We start from the raw sequence: 17,833 nt of genomic DNA on the forward strand, positions 1-17,833 counted from the left end.
GCTCAAGGGGCAGGACGGGCGGATCCCGGGTAGAAGGGTGAGCATGACCCATACGGCTGCGGCGCCGCCGCCGAGCGCCACGTACCGGCTCCAGGTACAGCCCGGTTTCACGTTCGCGCAGGCCGCGCAGGCCGTCCCGTACCTGAAGGACCTCGGCGTCAGCCATCTGCACCTCTCGCCGGTGCTGGAGGCGGTGCCGGGGTCCGGGCACGGCTACGACGTCGTCGACCACACCCGGGTGCGCGCCGAACTGGGCGGGGAGCAGGGCCTGCGGGAGCTGTCCCGCACGGCCCGCGAGCACGGCCTCGGCCTGGTCCTGGACATCGTCCCGAACCACATGGCCGTCCCGGTCCCCGAGCATCTGAACAGCCCGCTGTGGGCGGTGCTGCGCGACGGCCCTCAGTCGCCGTACGCGGACTGGTTCGACATCGACTGGGCCGCGCTCGGCGGCCGGCTGCTGCTGCCGGTGCTGGGCGAGCCGCTGCCCGACGCGGCGGACAAGCTGGCGGTGGTCCGCGACAAGGCCGCGGGCGGCACCGTCCTGGCCTACTACGACCACCGCTTCCCCCTGCGCCCCGGCACGCAGGAGCTGCCGCTGCCGGAGCTGCTGGACGCCCAGTGGTATCGGCTGGCCTACTGGCGCACCGCCCGCACCCAGCTGAACTACCGCCGCTTCTTCACCATCTCCGACCTGATCGCGGTGCGGGTCGAGCGCCCCGAGGTCTTCGCGGCCACGCACGCCACGGTGCTGCGGCTGCTGCGCGACGGCGTCGTGGACGGGCTGCGCGTCGACCACCCGGACGGCCTGGCCGACCCGGCGGGCTATCTGCGCAGGCTCGCGGAGGCGAGCGGCGGGCGGTGGACGGTCGTGGAGAAGATCCTGCAGCGGGACGAGCCGCTGCCCGCGGACTGGGCCTGCGCCGGGACCACCGGCTACGACGCGCTCGACCGGATCGACGGCCTGTTCACCGACCCGGCGGGTGTCGAGCGGCTCGCGGAGTTCCACCGCTCCTACACCGGCGCCGACGACGACCGCGGCGGCCGCTGGGCACCGACCGCTCGGCGGGCCGCCTACCGGGTCGTCACCCACGACCTGGCCGCCGAGGTCGCCCGGCTGCGCCGCGCCGCGGAACGCGCCCGTGCGGCCGTCCCCGGCGCGCAGCCCTACCGGCGCGAGGTGCTGGACGACGCGATCCGCGAGCTGCTCGTGCGGGTGCCGGTCTACCGCCCGTACGTGCCGCCCGGCGGGCCCGCCTCCGCGCGGGACGAGGCGATGCTGGAGCGGGCGGCGCGCGGGGCCGCCGAGGCCGCGCCGGGCCTTCGCGGCGCGGTGGAGTTCGTCCGCGACCTCGCGCTGGCCCGCCCCGCGCCGGGCGGCGAGGGCGCGGACGCCGCGGACTTCGCGGTGCGCTTCGCGCAGGTCGCCTCCGCGCTGCACGCCAAGTCCGTGGAGGACACCGCCTTCTACCGCTACACCCCGCTGCTGCCGCTGTGCGAGGTCGGCCGCGACCCCGCCGCCCCGGCGACCTCGCCCGCCGAATTCCACGCCTTCTGCGCGAGCCTGCTGCGCGAGCGGCCCGCGACCGGCACCGCGCTGTCCACGCACGACACCAAGCGCAGCGCGGACCTGCGGCTGCGGCTCGCGGTCCTCTCGGAGATGCCGGAGGCGTGGGCCTCGTGGATGGCGGAGCGCGACGCCCGCGAGGCGCAGCTGTCCTGCCCGCCCGCCCCCGACCGGCAGGTGCAGTACACCGCCTACCAGACCGGCCTGGGCCTCGGCTTCTGCCACCCCGACCGGCTCGGACCCGCGCTGCTGAAGGCCGTCCGTGAGGCGGGGCTGCACACCACGTGGACCGAGCAGGACGCGCGGTACGAGCGGGCGGTCACCGACTTCGTCGCGCACGGCCCGTGCGGGCCGCAGGTCTACGACATCGGCGAGTTCGCCGGGCGCCTGCACCCGTACGCCGAGGCCAACACGCTGGGCGCGGCGCTGCTGCACCTGACGATGCCCGGGGTGCCCGACGTCTACCAGGGCACCGAATTCCCGGTGCACACCCTGGTCGACCCCGACAACCGGGCCCCGATGACGGGGCTGTCCGGCGGTGTGCAGCGCTTCGGCACCCGCGGCACCCTCGCCGAGCTGCTGGACGGCCGCCCGCCGCGGCACAGCGACGAGGCCAAGCTGCGCCTGACGGCGGTGGCGCTGCGGCTGCGCCGCGACAACCCGCAGTGGTACGGCCCGCAGGCCGCGTACGACCCGCTCGCCGCCGACGGCCCCGCCGCCGCGCACTGCGTGGCCTTCGTCCGCGGCGGCGGCGCGCTCACCGCGGTGACCCGGCTGTCGCGCCGCCTGGAGGAGGCGCACGGCTGGCGCGGGACCGTGCTTCCGCTGCCGCCGGGCCGCTGGCGCAGCCGGCTGAGCGGGGCGGCCTTCGAAGGCCGGGTGCCGCTCGCGAAGCTGCTCGCGGAGTCACCCGTGGAGCTGCTGACCCGCGAGTGAGCGGGCGTCACCCCGTCACGCCTGGACGGTCGGGAGGACGACGAGCTGCCGCAGGTTGACGTGACGCGGGCGGCTGGTGGTGTACGCGATCAGGTCCGCGATGTCGTCGGCCGTCAGCGCCTGCCCGAATGCCTGGAACATGCCGTCGAGCGCCTGCGACAGCTCCGCGTTGTCGATGTGGCTGCCCAGCTCGGTGTCGGTCAGGCCCGGCTCGACGTTGCTGACCCGCACCCCGCGCGGCCCGAACTCCGTACGCAGCGACGCCGACAGCTGGGTCAGCGCGGCCTTCGTGGCGCCGTAGACGGCGTAGTTCGGGAAGACCACGTGGGCGCCGATCGAGGAGACGTTGACCAGGTCGGCGGGGCGGCCCTCGGCCGCGGCGGCGAGCAGGTCGGCGCGGAAGGCGTCGATGACGTGCAGCGCGCCGCCCAGGTTGGTGTCGATCATCCGCGCCCACTCGTCGGTGCGGCCGGCGTCGACCGGGTTGGGCAGCATGACCCCGGCGGAGTTCACCACCAGGTCGGCCGGCCCGTACGCGTCCCGTACCCGCTCGGCCGCGGCCCGCACCGACGCCGCGTCGGTGACGTCGGCGGTGACGGCCAGCGCCTGGCCGCCGTCCGCGGCGATCTTCCCGGCGAGCGCGTCGAGCCGCTCGGCGCGCCGGGCGAGCAGCGCGACCCGCACTCCGTGCGCGGCGAGCCGCCGCGCGGTGGCCTCCCCCATCCCGCTGGCGGCGCCGGTGACGACGGCGGTGCGACCGGTGAGGCTCTCGTAACCGTAGATGCTCATATGAGGTGACTCCCCGAAGGTGACCCGTGTGCCGGGTGCTCGTCCTGCTGACGGATCCACTGTGCGGGGAGCCGCGGGGTCCACCCAGGGCTGCGCTGTACCTGGGTCCGGCAGTACCAGGATCGGGCGCGGGGGATGCAACTAGGCTCCGGGGCATGGACAACACGCTCGGGGAGTTCCTGCAGTCCAGGCGGGCCGCGATCCAGCCGGAGGACGTCGGCCTGCCGCCGTACGGGCGGCGGCGCGTGCCGGGGCTGCGCCGGGAGGAGGTCGCACAGCTCGCGGGGGTGAGCGTCGACTACTACATACGGCTCGAACAGGGGCGCGGCAAGAACGTGTCGGACGCGGTCCTGGACGCGGTCGCCCGCGTGCTGCGGCTCGACGCGACGGAGCACGCGCATCTGCTGGCGCTGGCCCGTCCGGGACGGGGCCCGGCCCCTGCGGCGGTGCACTCCGGCGGGGTACGGCCCGGGGTGCAGCTGCTGCTCGACCGGATGGCGGACTGCCCCGCCATGGTGCTCGGCCACCGTATGGACGTCCTGGCGTGGAACGCCCTCGGCGACGCGCTGCACGGCTTCGCCGCGGAGCCGCTGCGGCGCAACATGCCGCGGCTCGTCTTCCTGGACCCGCAGGCTCCGGAGCTCTACCCGGAGTGGCCCGCGGTCGCCGCGGAGACCGTCTCCTACCTCCGGCTCGGTGCCGGCCGCCACCCCGAGGACGCGGCGCTCACCGCGCTGGTCGGCGAACTCTCGCTCAAGAGCGAGGCCTTCCGCCGGCTGTGGGCCGACCACCTCGTGCGCGAGAAGACGTACGGGGTCAAGCGCATCAACCACCCCGTGGCCGGGGAGCTCCGCCTCTCGTACGAGACCCTCGCGCTGCCGGGAGAGCCCGACCAGACCCTCGTGGCGTACACCGCCCCACCCGGCTCCCCCACCGCCGACCGCCTCGCCCTCCTCGCGAGCTGGGCGGCTCCGCCGCGGGGTATCCGCTCCTGAGCTCCGCGGGCCCTTGCGCTCCGGGCCGGCCTCTTGCGGTGGGCGGGGCAGCCCGGAGCGTCACGGAGCCGAGCCCGCCGGATGGGTGAGGTGGAGAACAAGTTCGGTGACCGGCGCCGGGAAAGCGGTGCGGCCCCAGGCGTGAAGGGGGCGGCGCCAGGGCGGGGTGAGGGACACCGCGGGGGTGCCGGGCGGGACCGCGTAGGAGGGGACCGCCACGACGCCCGCCCCGGCCGCGGCCATGGCGACCGCCGTCGTCGTGTGCTCGGTCCGCACCGCGCCCCGGGGTGCGAACCCCGCGCGTTCGCAGGCCAGATCGATGAAGGGCCGCCCGCCCACCACGGGCTCCATCGCGCACCGCACCCAGTCCCGCCCGGCCAGCGCAGCGAGCGGCACGGGTCCGCCGCCGGCGAGCGGATCGCCCGGCGGGAGCACGACGACGACCTCCTCCTCGCCGATCACCGCCCGCGCCGCGGCGCCGTCCCCGCCGTGCCCGACGGCGAGGTCCGCGACGCCCCGCTCCATCGCGTCGTCCAGGTCCGCGTCCCGCGCGTACTCGTGCAGCACGAGCTGGACGCCCGGGTGGTCGCGCCGCCAGCGGGCGAAGGCGGGCGGGAGCAGCCCGGCCGCGACGGAGTGGACCGCGGCGACATGGATCTCGCCGCCCTCGGCCCCCGCCGCGGCGCGCGCGGCCCGCTCCGCCTGCGCGGCGCTGCGCACGGCGAACTCGGCGTGCGGCAGGAAGGCCCGGCCCATCGCCGTGAGCCGCACCCCGCGCGGCAGCCGCTCCAGCAGCGGCCCCCCGACGTGCCGTTCGAGCGCCTTGATCTGGTGCGACAGGGCGGGCTGCGTGACGTGCAGCTGCTCCGCCGCGCGGGTGAAGGAGTCGGCTTCGACGACGGTGACGAAATACTCCATCTGCCGCAGGCTCACCGGGGACCTCCTCATGAACGTCCTGCATGACCTGCCAGCAGATTATGTCTTGGACTCATGGCGTGGGGCCGCCGGAGACTGACGGCATGACGAGCGAGAACACTCCGGACGCCGCGCCCACCACGGCGGACGTCATCGTGATCGGCGGCGGCACGGGCGGCTACAGCACGGCCCTGCGCGCCGCGGGCCTCGGCCTGGACGTGGTGCTGGCCGAGCGGGACCTGGTCGGCGGCACATGCCTGCACCGCGGCTGCATCCCCAGCAAGGCGATGCTGCACGCGGCCGAGCTGGTCGACGGCATCGCCGAGGCGCGCGAGCGGTGGGGCGTCAAGGCGACGCTGGATTCGGTGGACTGGCCCGCGCTGACCGCGACCCGCGACGACATCGTGGCCCGCAACCACCGCGGCGTGGAGGGGCACCTCGCGCACGCCGGGGTGCGCGTGGTGCGGGCCGAGGCGCGGCTGACCGGGCCGCGCACGGTGGCCGCCGGCGGGCGGACGTACACCGCGCGGCGCGGCGTCGTCCTGGCGACGGGCTCGCGCCCGCGGCTGCTGCCGGGTCTCGCGCCGGACGGGCGGCGGGTCGTGACGAGCGACGACGCGCTGTTCGCGCCGGGCCTGCCGAAGTCCGTGCTGGTGCTGGGCGGCGGTGCGATCGGCGTGGAGTACGCGTCGCTGCACCGCTCGATGGGCGCCCGGGTGCTGCTGGTCGAGGCGGCCGACCGGTTGCTGCCGCTGGAGGACGACGAGGTGTCGCGGCAGCTCGGCCGGGGACTGCGCAGGCGCGGCGTGGAGATCCTCACCGGCGCGCGGATGACGGGCGCGGAGCCGTACGCCGGCGGGGTGCGGGTCACGGTGCTGTCCGCGCGCGGCGAGTCGCGCGTCCACGACGTGGACAGGCTGCTGGTGGCGGTGGGCCGCGAGCCGGTCACGGACGGGCTCGGCCTGGCCGCGGCGGGCCTGGCCGCGGACGCGCGCGGCTTCGTCCCGCCCGCCGACTGGGCGCGGCTGGAGACCGCGGTACCCGGCATCCATGTGGTGGGCGACCTGCTGCCGCCGCCCTCACCGGGCCTGGCGCACGCGTCCTTCGCGGAGGGCCTGCTGGTGGCGGAGGTGCTGGCCGGGCGGAGCCCGCGGCCGGTGGACTACGCGGCGGTGCCGCGCGTGACGTACTCCAGCCCGCAGACGGCCGCGGTGGGGCTGACCGAGCGACAGGCCCGGGACGCCGGCCACGACGTGGTGGTGAACACGATGCCGCTGACCGCGGTGGCCAAGGGCATGGTGCACGGCCGGGGCGGCAGCGTGAAGGTGGTCGCGGCGGCGGGCGGCCCCGTCCTCGGCGTCCACCTGGTGGGACCGCACGTCTCGGAGATGATCGCCGAGAGCCAACTGATCGTCGGCTGGGAGGCCGATCCGGCGGACGTCGCCGCCCACGTCCACCCGCACCCGACCCTCTCGGAGGCGGTCGGCGAGGTCTTCCTGACCCTCGGCGGACGGGCCCTGCACCAGACCGCCTGAGCCGCGGCGCCGCCCCGGGAGGGGGGTGAATCGCGTCTATCCGGGCCGGCCCGCGGGCATGCATCCTGCGCGGGACGCGAGTGTCGCCGGCGGACGGGAGATGTGCGTGCTGTTCGAAGTGTGGGCGCCCCAGGCCCAGCGGGTGGAGGTGGTGGCCGGCGGACGCACGCACCGGCTGGGCCCCGACCCGGCGCGGGACGGGTGGTGGCGGGCCGAGCTGTCGGCACCGGCGGGCACCCGCTACGCGTACGTCCTGGACGGCGGTCCGCCGCTGCCCGACCCGCGGTCGCGACGGCAGCCGGACGGGCCCGACGGGCCGAGCGCGGTCGTGGACCACGACGCCTTCAGCTGGTCGGCACCCTGGCCCGGGCGCGGGTTGCCCGGCGCGGTGCTCTACGAGCTGCACGTCGGCACCTTCACACCCGAGGGCACCTTCGACGCCGCGGTCGAGCGGCTGCCGCACCTGGCCCGGCTCGGCATCACGCACGTCCAGCTGATGCCGGTGTGCTCCTTCCCCGGCACCAACGGCTGGGGCTACGAGGGGGTGTCGCTGTGGTCGGTGCACGAGCCGTACGGCGGGCCCGAGGCGATGAAGCGCTTTGTCGACGCGGCGCACCGGCACGGCCTCGGTGTCGTGCTGGACGTCGTCCACAACCACCTCGGCCCGTCCGGCAACCACCTGCCCGCCTTCGGCCCGTACTTCACCGACCGCCACCACACACCGTGGGGCGACGCGGTGAACCTGGACGCGCCCGGCTCGGACGAGGTGCGCGCCTTCCTCGTCGGCAGCGCCCTGGCCTGGCTGCGCGACTACCGCCTCGACGGGCTGCGGCTGGACGCGGTGCACGCGCTCGTCGACACCCGCGCGCTGCATTTCCTGGAGGAGCTGTCGACCGCGGTGGACGGGCTGTCGGCGGCGGTCGGCCGCCCGCTGTTCCTGATCGCCGAGTCCGACCTGAACGACCCGCGCACCACCGCCCCGCGCGAGGCGGGCGGCCAGGGCCTGCACGCGCAGTGGAACGACGACTTCCACCACGCCCTGCACGCCGCCGTGACGGGCGAGGCGCAGGGCTACTACGCAGACTTCGCCGCCGCGGGCCCGGCCGCCGTCGCCAGGACGCTGACCCGCGGCTTCTTCCACGACGGCACCTACTCCTCCTTCCGCGGCCGCCGCCACGGCCGCCCGATCGACCCGACGACCCTCCCCGGGCACCGGCTGATCGGCTACGCCCAGACGCACGACCAGGTCGGCAACCGCGCCACCGGCGACCGGCTGGCGCCGCAGGCGCTCGGTGTCGCCGCGGCGCTCGTGCTGACCTCGCCCTTCACCCCGATGCTCTTCATGGGCGAGGAGTGGGGCGCGAGCACCCCGTGGCAGTTCTTCACCGACCACCACGACGCGGAGCTGGGCGCGGCCATCACCGCGGGCAGGCGCCGCGAGTTCGCCGCGCACGGCTGGGCCGAGCTCGACGTGCCCGACCCGCAGGACCCGGCCACCCGCGACCGCTCGTGCCTGGACTGGGCGGAGCCGGGGAAGGACGGGCACCGCGAGCTGCTGGAGTGGTACCGCGCGCTGATCGCGCTGCGCCGCGCCGAGCCCGCCCTGACCGACCCGCAGCTGGACGCCGTCGCGGCGACGGCGGGCGGCCGTACGCTGCGGGTCGCACGCGGCCCCTTCCGTGTCCTCGTCAACTTCTCCGACGCGCCCGCGCGGGTGCCGCTCAACACCCCCTGCGAGGTCGTGCTCGCCCGCCCGGCGTGCAAGCTGCTGCCGGGCCCCGCCGTGCAGCTGCCCGCCCGGGGCGCCGCGGTGCTGCGGACGACGGGCGATACCGTGGACGGGTGACCCGACCCCAGGAGCAGCCGGTGGAAGCGCCTCAGGACGACGAGGCTGCCGAGCCGCGCGCGGACTGCGTGCTGTGCGGCGAGCCGACCGAGCACCCCGCGAGCACCCGGGGCGCGACGTACTGCCCGGTGTGCGAGTGGCAGGAGGCCCAGCGCACGGCCTGCTCGGGCTGACCGGTGGCGCTCCGTCAGGTCGCCAGGAGCGCCGTGCGGGCCGCCTCGACGTCGAAGTCCGCGGGCGGGAAGTGCGGGTCCATCAGCTCCAGGTGCTCCAGGAGGAGCTGGGCGACCGCCCAGTTGCGGTACCACTTGCGGTCCGCGGGCACCAGGTACCAGGGCGCCGTCGCGGTGCCGCAGCGCTCCAGCGCCGCCTCGTACGCCTCCTGGTAGGCGGGCCACAGCGCGCGGTCGGCGATGTCGCCCGCGGTGAACTTCCAGTGCTTGGCCGGGTTGTCGAGCCGGGCGAGCAGCCGGCTGCGCTGCTCGCCGGGGCCGATGTGCAGGAAGACCTTCACCACGGTGACGCCGTCGTCGGCGAGCGACTGCTCGAAGCGGTTGATGACGCCGTAGCGGCGGGCCCAGGTGGCGCGCGGGACGAGGCCGCGGACCCGGGCGGCCAGCACGTCCTCGTAGTGCGAGCGGTCGAAGACGCCGATCTCGCCGGGCCCCGGCACCGCCCGCCGGATGCGCCACAGGAAGGAGTGCCGCCGCTCCTCGGGGGTCGGCGCCTTGAAGGCGGTGACGCGGACGCCCGCCGGGTTCAGGCCGGAGGCGACGTGCTTGACGGTGCCGCCCTTGCCGGAGGTGTCCATGCCCTGGAGGACGAGCAGCAGGCAGCGCGGATCGCCCGCGGTGCTCTGCGCGAAGAGCCGCTCCTGCCACCGGGCGAGCAGCGCCCGTACGCGCTCGGTCTCGGCCCGCGCGCCCGCCTTTCCGCCCGCCGGGGCGCCGGGGGTCCGCCGGGTACCGTAACCGGCCAGGTCGACCGGGCCGGGCGGCAGCCGCAGCAGCGACCGCAGGTCGGGGGCTGCCGTGTGGGTCGCCATGCACCGATCGTGCGCCGGACCGCACCGTTCCGCCAGCCCGGGGCAGCGCGGGGCGGCCCGGGGCAGCGCCGGTCAGCCGGCCGAGCCGGCGTCCGCGCGTCCGCCGCGGGCGGCGGCGTCGCGGGCCAGCGCGGTGAGCCGCGAGACGGCCCGGAAGTACTTCTTGCGGTAGCCGCCGGACAGCAGCTCCGCCGAGAAGAGCCGGTCGAAGGGCACGCCGGAGGCCATCACGGGGACCTCGCGGTCGTAGAGCCGGTCGGCGAGCACCACCACGCGCAGCGCGGTCGCCTGGTCGGTGACCTCGGTGACCCCGCGCAGGAAGAGCGCTTCCACGCCGTCGCACAGCGCCCCGTAGCGGCTCGGGTGGACGGTCGCGAGGTGCGCGGACAGCTCCGCGAAGTCGTCGAGGGCCGCGCCGGGGGTGCCGAGGGCGGCGCGCGTCACCTGCTCGTCGGCGTAGGGCTCGGGCGCCTGCGGCAGGCCGCGGTGCCGGTAGTCCTCGCCGTCGATCCTGATGCTGGTGAAGCGCGCGGACAGGCCCTGTATCTCGCGCATGAAGTCGGCGGCGGCGAAGCGCCCCTCGCCGAGCCTGCCCGGCAGCGTGTTGGACGTCGCCGCGAGCCGTACGCCCGCGTCCGCGAGCTTGCCGAGGAGAGTGGAGACCAGCACGGTGTCGCCGGGGTCGTCGAGCTCGAACTCGTCGATGCACAGCAGCCGGTGGTCCTTGAGGGCCGCCACGGCGGGCTGGAAGCCGAGCGCGCCGACCAGGTTCGTCAGCTCGACGAAGGTGCCGAAGGCCTTGCGCTCGCGGGGCGCCGGGGTGGCGTGCCAGAGCGAGGCCAGCAGGTGGGTCTTGCCGACGCCGTAGCCGCCGTCGAGATACACCCCGCCGGCGGGGTGTGCGGGCGGCGCGCTGCGGAACCAGCGGCGGCGGGCCTGCGGGGCGTCCTGCCGGGCGAATTCACGCAGCCTCGCGACGGCCGCCGCCTGGCTCGGCTGCGCGGGGTCCGCGACGTACGTCTCGAAGCGGACCCCGTCGAAGCGCGGCGGGGGCACCATCTCGGCGACGAGCCGCCCCGTGTCGACATGCGGCGTGCGGCCGCTCAGCGCGACCGGGCTGAGCAGGACGGATTCGTACGACGGCAGTGCTGTCACGACTGTCCAGGGTAGTCCCTCCGGCGGACGCCCACGTGCCGGGGCACCGTGGGGCGCGCCACTTCGGGACGTGGGAGGATCGCGGGTATGCGGCGTCTGTACCCACCCGCCGGGGCGGCGGACGCGGAGCCCTCCGGCGTGCCCGGCGGGCCCGCGGAACCGGACCTGGACACCCCGGTCGGTCTCGCGGACTTCTACGCGTATCCGGCCTCGGTGGCGGAGGGCCGCCCCTGGCTGCGGGCGAACATGGTCGGCTCGCTGGACGGGGCCGCGGTCGCCGACGGCAAGTCCGCGCCGCTGTCCTCCCCCGCCGACATGCGGATCTTCGGGGTGCTGCGGGCGCTGGCCGACGTGGTCGTGGTGGGCGCCGAGACCGCGCGCCGCGAGGGCTACCGGCCGGGCAGGGCGCGCAAGGAGTTCGCCGGCCGGCGGGCGGCCGCGGGCCAGGCGCCGGCCCCGGCGGTCGCGGTGGTCACCCGAAGCCTCGACCTGGACTTCGGCAGCCCGCTCTTCCGCGAGCCGCTCGTCCCGACGCTGGTCCTGACGGGGGCGGCGGCGCCGCGCGAGCGGCTGGTCGCGGCACGGGCGGCGGGCGCCGAGGTGGTCGTCGCGGCGGAGGCGGACGGTGACGGCACCGGGGTCGACCCGCTCCGCGCCGTCGCCGAGCTGGCCGCGCGCGGCTACCCGCGGCTGCTGCACGAGGGCGGACCGCGGCTGCTGGCGCAGTTCGCGGCGGCCGGCGCCGTCGACGAGCTGTGCCTGACGGTGGCGCCGCTGCTCCTGGGCGGCGGGGCGCCGCGGATCATGAACGGCCCCGCCGTCCCGGGCCCGGCCCGCTACGCCCCGCGGTCGGTCCTGGAGGAGGACGGCTTCCTCTTCACGCGGTACGTCCGCGCGTAGCACGCAACCGCCCCGTCCCCACCCGCCTGCACCCGTCAACCCGCGGCCCCCGGCGCCGCACACCGGGCGGGCCGGCATGCGGCTCGCGTAAACCCGGCGCCGCGCCGTACGCCCCCCGGGGCAAGGGTGAGCCGTAAAAAGCGGATTCCCACGTTCCGCTTGGTGTCGCTCGGGAAGACTCATAGCGGTGCCCTGTGAAGATCGGGGCAGGATGGTTTGCAGGGCGGCCGAGTGGCCCCTGAGAAAGAAGGACGCGTCCGTGTTCACGACCGTACTCATGATCGAGAAGGCGCTCGCCCCCGCCGACGTGGAGCTCGTCACCACCCTGCACGGTGAGGATCCGGTCTCGTTCGTGGTGCTGATGCAGCCCCGCGGCGACCAGGACCGGCTGCTGCGGGCGGTGGACGACGTGGCGCTGGGCCACCTGGAGGAGGCCGCGCGGGAGAACGACGTACCGGAGGGCGAGCAGGCCTACAAGCCCGCCGAGCTGGCGCTCGCCGCCTCCGTCGACCAGCTGCGCACCGCCGGGGCCGAGGCGGTCGGCGAGATCATCCAGAAGCACCCGCTGGACGTCCTCAAGTCGGTGGTCGAGCGCACGCACGCGGACGAGGTGATCGTGCTGACGGCGCCGCACTTCGTCGAGGAGTTCTTCCACCGCGACTGGACCTCCAGGGCCCGCCACAAGGTGGGCGTGCCGGTGCTGAAGCTCTTCGCCCAGCAGGACGACGACGAGTGAGCGGGCGCCCGGTCCGCGCCCGCCGCCGCTGAGCCCTCGGGCGGCGGGCGCGCCCGGCCGCGTCGCACCGGAGCCCCGCGGGTGCGCGAAGCGGCACGCCCGGCAGTGCGAGAATCGGCTGACCCGTCCGTGGACGACCCGGCCACCCCTTGGAGATGCGCGTATGAGCCCGACCGTTCCGCCCACCCTGGACCGACCGCACTTCATCGGGATCGGCGGCGCAGGGATGTCGGGCATCGCGAAGATCCTCGCGCAGCGCGGCGCGGCGGTGGCGGGCAGCGACGCGCGCGAGTCGGAGACGGCGGCCGCGCTGCGGGCGCTCGGCGCGACCGTGCACATCGGCCACGCCGCGGGGAATCTCGCGCCGGACGCCACTGCGGTGGTCGTCTCCAGCGCGATCCGCGCGGAGAACCCGGAGCTCGCGGCGGCCCGCGAGCGCGGCCTGCCGGTCGTGCACCGCAGCGACGCGCTGGCCGCGCTGATGGCCGGCACCCGCCCGGTCGCGGTGGCCGGCACGCACGGGAAGACGACGACCACGTCGATGCTGGCCGTCGCCCTCGGCACGCTGGGCCTGGCCCCGTCCTACGCGATCGGCGGCGACCTCGACGCCCCCGGCTCCAACGCCCACCACGGCGCCGGCGACCTCTTCGTGGCCGAGGCCGACGAGAGCGACCGCAGCTTCCACGCCTACGACCCCGAGGTCGCGGTGGTGCTCAACGTGGAGCTGGACCACCACGCGAACTACGCGTCGATGGAGGAGATCTACGACTCCTTCGTGACCTTCGTCGGCAAGATCCGCCCCGGCGGCACGCTCGTCGTCTCCGCCGACCAGGCGGGCGCCGTGGAGCTGACCCGGCGGGTGGCCGGCGCCGAGGGCCTGCACGTCCTCACGGTCGGCGAGGCGCCCACCGCCGGACTGCGGGTCACGTCCGTCACCCCGCGCGGCCTCACCAGCGAGGTCACCGCCGTTCTCGCGGACGGCCGGGAGCTGGCCTTCACCGTCTCGGTGCCCGGCCGGCACTACGCGCTCAACGCGGCCGCCGCGCTCGCCGCCGGCATCGCCCTCGGGGTGCCCGCCGAGGAGCTGGCGCCCGCGCTCGCGTCGTACACCGGCGTCAAGCGCCGCCTCCAGCTCAAGGGCGAGGCCGCGGGCGTGCAGGTCATCGACTCCTACGCGCACCACCCGACCGAGATGACCGCCGACCTGGAGGCGATCCGCGCCGCCGCGGACGGCGGCCGGGTGCTCGTGGTCTTCCAGCCGCACCTCTTCAGCCGCACCCGCGAGCTGGGCAAGGAGATGGGCGGCGCGCTCGCGCTCGCCGACGCCTCCGTGGTACTGGAGATCTACCCGGCGCGCGAGGACCCCATCCCCGGGGTGACCAGCGCGATCATCGTCGAGGCGGCGCGTGCGGCGGGCGCCGACGTGACCCCGGAGCCGGACCGCGAGGCGGTCGCGGAGCTGGTGGCAGGAATGGCGAAGCCCGGCGATCTCGTTCTCACCATGGGGGCGGGCGACGTGACCGACCTCGGACCGCGGATTCTGGCCCGCCTCGGCAGCTGAGAGGACCTCCATGCCGTACGAAGTGAACAAGTCCGACGAGCAGTGGCGCGAGGAGCTGTCCCCGCAGGAGTACGCGGTTCTGCGGCAGGCCGGCACCGAGCGCCCCTTCACCGGTGAGTACACCGACACCAAGACCGAGGGCGTGTACGAGTGCCGCGCGTGCGGCGCCGAGCTCTTCCGCTCCGGCACGAAGTTCGAGTCGCACTGCGGGTGGCCGTCGTTCTACGACCCGGCCGACAGCGACGCGGTCGAGCTGATCGAGGACCGCGCCATGGGCATGGTCCGCACCGAGGTGCGCTGCGCGCGCTGCGGATCGCACCTGGGCCACGTCTTCGCGGGCGAGGGCTACCCCACGCCGACGGACCAGCGCTACTGCATCAACTCGATCTCGCTGCGGCTGGCCCCCGCCGGGGAGTGACGCGCGGGGGGGCGGGCACCGGGGGATTCCGGTACCCGCCCCCTTGTCCGTCTGCCGGTGGTCAGCTCGTGGTGCAGGAGACGGTCGGGGCGCCGTTGCTGCCCGAGTAGTTGGCGTTGAAGCCGAAGGACGTGCTCGCGCCGCCGCCCAGGTTCCCGTTGTAGCTGGCGTTCGTCACGGTCACCGTGTTGCCGGACTGCGTGTAGCTGCCGCTCCACAGGTTGGTGACGGTCTGGTTGCCCGGGAAGGTCAGCTTGACGGTCCAGCCGTTGATGGCCGAGGAGCCGTTGTTCTTGACGCTCACCGCACCGGTGAAGCCGGCACCCCAGTCGGAGGAGTTGGTGAAGGCCGCCGAGCAGCCGCTGCCGCCCGTGCCCCCGGTCGTCCCGCCGGTGGTGCCGCCCGTCGTCCCGCCGGTCGTGCCCCCGGTGGTCCCGCCGGTCGTGCCGCCCGTCGTGCCGCCGGTGGTGCTGCCGCCGGTGGTGCTGCCGCCGCCGCTGCTGACGGTGATGTTGGAGCTGCCGGAGGACCCGTAGCCCTCGGTGGCCAGGATCTCGTAGTTCGGGGTGCCGAGGTTCAGACCCGCCTGCGCCCACGCGTTGAAGAAGTTCGACACCGTGATGGTGCCGCCGGTGCGCTTCGCCTGGCGGATGGCCCAGTACTGGTAGAACGTCGCGGTGCCCTCGATGGACGGCTGGTTGACGCGCTGCGTCCGGTACAGGTCGTACGTGCTGCCGTCACTGTTGACCGACCCCAGCTTGGTGGCACCGGAACTCGGGTTGTAGTTCCCGTAGTTGTCGACGATGTAGTACTCGATCAGCGGGTTCGTCGTCCAGCCGTACAGCGACAGGTAGCAGTTGCCGTTGCAATTCCACGAGCCCGAGTAGGTCACGGCCCCGGTCGTGCCCGGGTTCCAGCCCTTGCCGGCCACGAAGTTGGTCACGTTGTTCCACGTGGTGCTGTACTGGCCGCCGGAGCCCATCGTCATCGAGGCCTGGCCGCTGTTCTGGCTCCAGAACGAGTAGAAGTACCCGTTGTTGGTGCCGGTGCTGTTCGTGTTGACCGTCGTGTCGGCGTGGGCCGCGCCGGGGAGCGCGAAAGCGACCATGACCGACAGCGCCACGGCGGCAAGACCCCGGACGGCCGCCATGACGGGGCGTCTGGGGTGCATGACGCGGTTCAGCAAACTCACTGGGTTCCTCCTTGCACGGATGTGGGGGGCGGTTGCGTGCCGTCGTCCCGGCCGCGCCGGGCCGGGGAGGGCCTGACGCGGCAGGGGCATGGCACGCACTCCGACCGCCGAGCGTGCCGCGGCCGGAGTCCCGGGCCCGAAGGGATGCGGCCCGGATCGCCGGCAACTCGTCACCGGTGACGCGGAACAGTCTGGACCGCGCCCTCCGGGTGTCAACACTTTCGGTAGAAATTTCGAAATCTTTCTGTCCACGGGGATGCAATGGACAGGTGATCTCCGCTGATCATCGGCCACTTGTGGCGCCGGGACGACCCTGAACGGCCAACTCCCGCGATGGGCAGGGCACGTGACGGCCGGAACGGCGCGCACTGCTTCGAAAGTTTCGATGACTGTTGCCACCGAGAAGAACCGGCTCTTCGACCGTGGCCGGAATCGTTCGGTACGGGGCTGCCGCGGGCGCGTACGGACGCGGCGTCCGGTGCGCGGGCGCTACGGGCCGCGCCGGCTACTCCGCGCCGAGGCGGGAGACGGCCGCGCAGGAGAGCAGGCCCGCGGCGGCCGCGGCGGCCGCCGCGAGGGCGAGCGGCAGCAGCGGGTAGTGCACCGCGCCCGTGCGCGAGCCGGTGACCAGACCGGTGACCGCGGCCTGCGCGGGCGACCCGGACACCAGCAGTACCGCGCCCGCGCCCAGCGCCGTCACCAGCAGCGACCAGCCCGTGCCGCGCACCAGCGGCGGGTTGGTCAGCGCCCCCACCGCTCCACCGAGCAGCACCGCCACCACCGCGGCCAGCAACCCGGCGAGCGCCGCCGGCCCCACCGCGACGGCGGTACCCAGATCGTCGGAATGCGCCCCGCTGACGGCGGCGACCAGCGCGGTCCCGGCCGCGCCCAGCAGCGCGGCGGCGCCCACCCCGACGGCCAGCGCCCCGGCGTGCGCCCGCCCCGGTCCGACCGCGGAGGCGGTGCAGGCACGCGCGGCGGCAGGCTCGTTCCGCACGCACACCCGCACCAGCCACGCGGTCACGGGCAGAAGCAGCGCGGCGGCGTACCCCATCGAGCCGAGCACCGGCTCCCCGCCCCCGACCCCGACGGCCATGACCGCGCCGTACCCCAGCAACGGCGCCAGCCACCGGTGCGAGCGGGCCAGCAGCGCGGCTTGATACCGCACCAGCGCCCCGCCCCGCCGCCATCCGCCGCCCGGTTGCCCGGCGGGAAGGGGAGCCGGAGGAGCCGCGGCCGCGGCGGCGTCCGGCGCCGGGAGCGACGGCTCCGCGGGCCCGGCAACCGCGGCATCCGGCACGGGCACGGGCACGGGCTCGGGCGCAGGCTCGGGCGCAGGCTCGGTCCGGGACGCGGGTCGGACCGTGGTGATGTGCCAGGGCGGGTCCGCGGTCAGCAGGGTGCGCAGGGCCGCGTCGGAGGCCGCCGCGGGCAGGACGAGGCGGGCCGGGGGCGCGCCGGGGAGCGCGTACGGGCGTACGCCCGCGGGGAGTTCGCCGGTGCCCTCGGCCTCGATCAGCACGCGCCCCGGCGGCGGCGCGGCGCCCGCCGGTGTGCGCGGGCGCGTCCCGACCCGGCCCGCCGCGGCGTCGACGGTCACCGTGACGTCCTGCTCACCGGCCAGCCGGCGCGGGTCGTGGTCGACGAAGACGACCGTGCCGCCCGCCGCGGTCCTGGCCCGCACCGCGGCGTCCAGCGTGGCGCGGGCAGCGGTGTCCAGGCCCGTCCACGCCTCGTCGAGCACCAGCAGTCCGGGGTCGGCGAGCAGCGCCTGGGCGATCGCGACCTTCTGGCAGGTGCCCTTGGACAGCTCGTCGAGCGGGGTGCGGGCGTATCCGGCGACACCGAAGCTTTCCAGCCAGTACGCGGCCCGCGCCCGTGCGGTCGCGGCGGGCAGGCCGCGGACGGCGCCGAGGTGCGTCAGGTAGCGCAGCGCGGGGAAGGGCAGCGCGGCCGGGAAGCGCTCGGGGACGTACGCGGTGGAGGCGGCGGGGCGCCCGGTGACGCGTCCTGCGGTGGGGCGGTCGACCCCGGCGAGGAGCCGCAGCAGCGTCGACTTGCCGCTGCCGTTCACGCCCTCGACCCGCACCAGCGCGCCGGCCAGCAGCTCCAGCGCGACGTCCCGCAGCACCCACGGCCCGCGCAGCCCGTAGCGCCGCCCGACACCGTCGAGTCGCAGTACGGTCGCGTGCACGGGCCCATCTTGGACCACCCGCCGCGGTGCGCCAAGCGGCGGTGGCAGACTT

General features: G+C 75.4%; 15 protein-coding genes. 9 read left to right on the forward strand and 6 right to left on the reverse strand.

What is annotated here, in order from left to right; translation table 11 throughout:
- Window positions 1-43: 43 nt before the first annotated feature.
- A complete protein-coding gene (gene treY, locus IH54_RS0103925) occupies window positions 44-2,500 on the forward strand; it encodes a malto-oligosyltrehalose synthase (protein WP_031512853.1) in 2,457 nt (818 codons plus the stop codon).
- A gap of 15 nt (window positions 2,501-2,515) precedes the next feature.
- Here treY and IH54_RS0103930 read toward each other — a convergent pair whose 3' ends face one another.
- Entirely contained in the window at window positions 2,516-3,289 is a 774-nt protein-coding gene (locus tag IH54_RS0103930; protein ID WP_031512854.1) for an SDR family oxidoreductase, read from the reverse strand.
- A 155-nt stretch (window positions 3,290-3,444) separates the two neighbouring features.
- On the opposite strand from IH54_RS0103930, the gene IH54_RS0103935 reads away from it, so the two are divergent.
- Complete coding sequence (locus IH54_RS0103935; RefSeq protein ID WP_031512855.1) at window positions 3,445-4,284, forward strand: helix-turn-helix transcriptional regulator; 840 nt, start codon at window positions 3,445-3,447, stop codon at window positions 4,282-4,284.
- 60 nt (window positions 4,285-4,344) lie between these two features.
- On the opposite strand, the gene IH54_RS0103940 is transcribed toward IH54_RS0103935, so the two are convergent.
- Window positions 4,345-5,217 (reverse strand): LysR family transcriptional regulator, encoded by an 873-nt coding sequence (locus tag IH54_RS0103940; protein WP_031512856.1) that lies wholly within the window; start codon window positions 5,215-5,217, stop codon window positions 4,345-4,347.
- Window positions 5,218-5,303: 86 nt separating this feature from the next.
- Between IH54_RS0103940 and IH54_RS0103945 the strand changes: the two genes are divergently transcribed.
- From IH54_RS0103945 to IH54_RS46050, 3 genes are all read left to right on the forward strand, one after another.
- Entirely contained in the window at window positions 5,304-6,734 is a 1,431-nt protein-coding gene (locus IH54_RS0103945) for an FAD-dependent oxidoreductase (RefSeq protein ID WP_031512857.1), read from the forward strand.
- 106 nt (window positions 6,735-6,840) lie between these two features.
- Entirely contained in the window at window positions 6,841-8,580 is a 1,740-nt protein-coding gene (treZ, locus tag IH54_RS0103950) for a malto-oligosyltrehalose trehalohydrolase (protein WP_031512858.1), read from the forward strand.
- A complete protein-coding gene (locus IH54_RS46050) occupies window positions 8,577-8,753 on the forward strand; it encodes a hypothetical protein (protein ID WP_199923330.1) in 177 nt (58 codons plus the stop codon). Before treZ ends, IH54_RS46050 begins: the two co-directional genes overlap by 4 nt.
- Before the next feature lie 14 nt (window positions 8,754-8,767).
- On the opposite strand, the gene IH54_RS0103960 is transcribed toward IH54_RS46050, so the two are convergent.
- Together IH54_RS0103960 and zapE are read right to left on the reverse strand one after the other, a co-directional pair.
- Window positions 8,768-9,625: a PPK2 family polyphosphate kinase gene (locus IH54_RS0103960; protein ID WP_031512859.1), complete on the reverse strand. Its 858-nt coding sequence runs from the start codon at window positions 9,623-9,625 to the stop codon at window positions 8,768-8,770.
- Window positions 9,626-9,697: 72 nt separating this feature from the next.
- Window positions 9,698-10,780, reverse strand: coding sequence for a cell division protein ZapE (gene zapE / locus IH54_RS0103965; protein ID WP_052397048.1), 1,083 nt, complete (start codon window positions 10,778-10,780; stop codon window positions 9,698-9,700).
- An 87-nt stretch (window positions 10,781-10,867) separates the two neighbouring features.
- Here zapE and IH54_RS0103970 point away from each other — a divergent pair, with 87 nt between their 5' ends.
- The 4 genes from IH54_RS0103970 (at window position 10,868) to msrB (ending at window position 14,395) form a co-directional block, all read left to right on the forward strand.
- On the forward strand, window positions 10,868-11,680 hold the full coding sequence (locus tag IH54_RS0103970; protein ID WP_031512861.1) for a pyrimidine reductase family protein: 813 nt from the start codon (window positions 10,868-10,870) through the stop codon (window positions 11,678-11,680).
- A 259-nt stretch (window positions 11,681-11,939) separates the two neighbouring features.
- Window positions 11,940-12,416, forward strand: a complete 477-nt coding sequence (locus tag IH54_RS0103975; RefSeq protein ID WP_031512862.1) for a hypothetical protein — start codon at window positions 11,940-11,942, stop codon at window positions 12,414-12,416.
- A 163-nt stretch (window positions 12,417-12,579) separates the two neighbouring features.
- Window positions 12,580-13,977, forward strand: a complete 1,398-nt coding sequence (gene murC / locus IH54_RS0103980; protein WP_031512863.1) for a UDP-N-acetylmuramate--L-alanine ligase — start codon at window positions 12,580-12,582, stop codon at window positions 13,975-13,977.
- Between the two features lie 10 nt (window positions 13,978-13,987).
- Entirely contained in the window at window positions 13,988-14,395 is a 408-nt protein-coding gene (gene msrB, locus IH54_RS0103985) for a peptide-methionine (R)-S-oxide reductase MsrB (RefSeq protein ID WP_031512864.1), read from the forward strand.
- 61 nt (window positions 14,396-14,456) lie between these two features.
- On the opposite strand, the gene IH54_RS0103990 is transcribed toward msrB, so the two are convergent.
- Together IH54_RS0103990 and IH54_RS47870 are read right to left on the reverse strand one after the other, a co-directional pair.
- On the reverse strand, window positions 14,457-15,587 hold the full coding sequence (locus tag IH54_RS0103990) for a glycoside hydrolase family 11 protein (protein WP_420711705.1): 1,131 nt from the start codon (window positions 15,585-15,587) through the stop codon (window positions 14,457-14,459).
- A gap of 505 nt (window positions 15,588-16,092) precedes the next feature.
- Entirely contained in the window at window positions 16,093-17,781 is a 1,689-nt protein-coding gene (locus IH54_RS47870) for an ABC transporter ATP-binding protein (RefSeq protein WP_063762193.1), read from the reverse strand.
- Window positions 17,782-17,833 lie beyond the last annotated feature (52 nt).

Origin of the sequence: Streptomyces sp. NRRL F-5123, from assembly GCF_000721495.1 — a bacterium.
GTDB lineage: Bacteria > Actinomycetota > Actinomycetes > Streptomycetales > Streptomycetaceae > Actinacidiphila.

Excerpts from the sequence above, each read along its gene's own strand:
- treY (WP_031512853.1), top strand. The coding sequence starts at position 44 with ATGACCCATACGGCTGCGGCGCCGCCGCCGAGCGCCACGTACCGGCTC.
- IH54_RS0103930 (WP_031512854.1), bottom strand. The coding sequence starts at position 3,289 with ATGAGCATCTACGGTTACGAGAGCCTCACCGGTCGCACCGCCGTCGTC.
- IH54_RS0103935 (WP_031512855.1), top strand. The coding sequence starts at position 3,445 with ATGGACAACACGCTCGGGGAGTTCCTGCAGTCCAGGCGGGCCGCGATC.
- IH54_RS0103945 (WP_031512857.1), top strand. The coding sequence starts at position 5,304 with ATGACGAGCGAGAACACTCCGGACGCCGCGCCCACCACGGCGGACGTC.
- IH54_RS0103960 (WP_031512859.1), bottom strand. The coding sequence starts at position 9,625 with ATGGCGACCCACACGGCAGCCCCCGACCTGCGGTCGCTGCTGCGGCTG.
- IH54_RS0103970 (WP_031512861.1), top strand. The coding sequence starts at position 10,868 with ATGCGGCGTCTGTACCCACCCGCCGGGGCGGCGGACGCGGAGCCCTCC.
- murC (WP_031512863.1), top strand. The coding sequence starts at position 12,580 with ATGAGCCCGACCGTTCCGCCCACCCTGGACCGACCGCACTTCATCGGG.
- msrB (WP_031512864.1), top strand. The coding sequence starts at position 13,988 with ATGCCGTACGAAGTGAACAAGTCCGACGAGCAGTGGCGCGAGGAGCTG.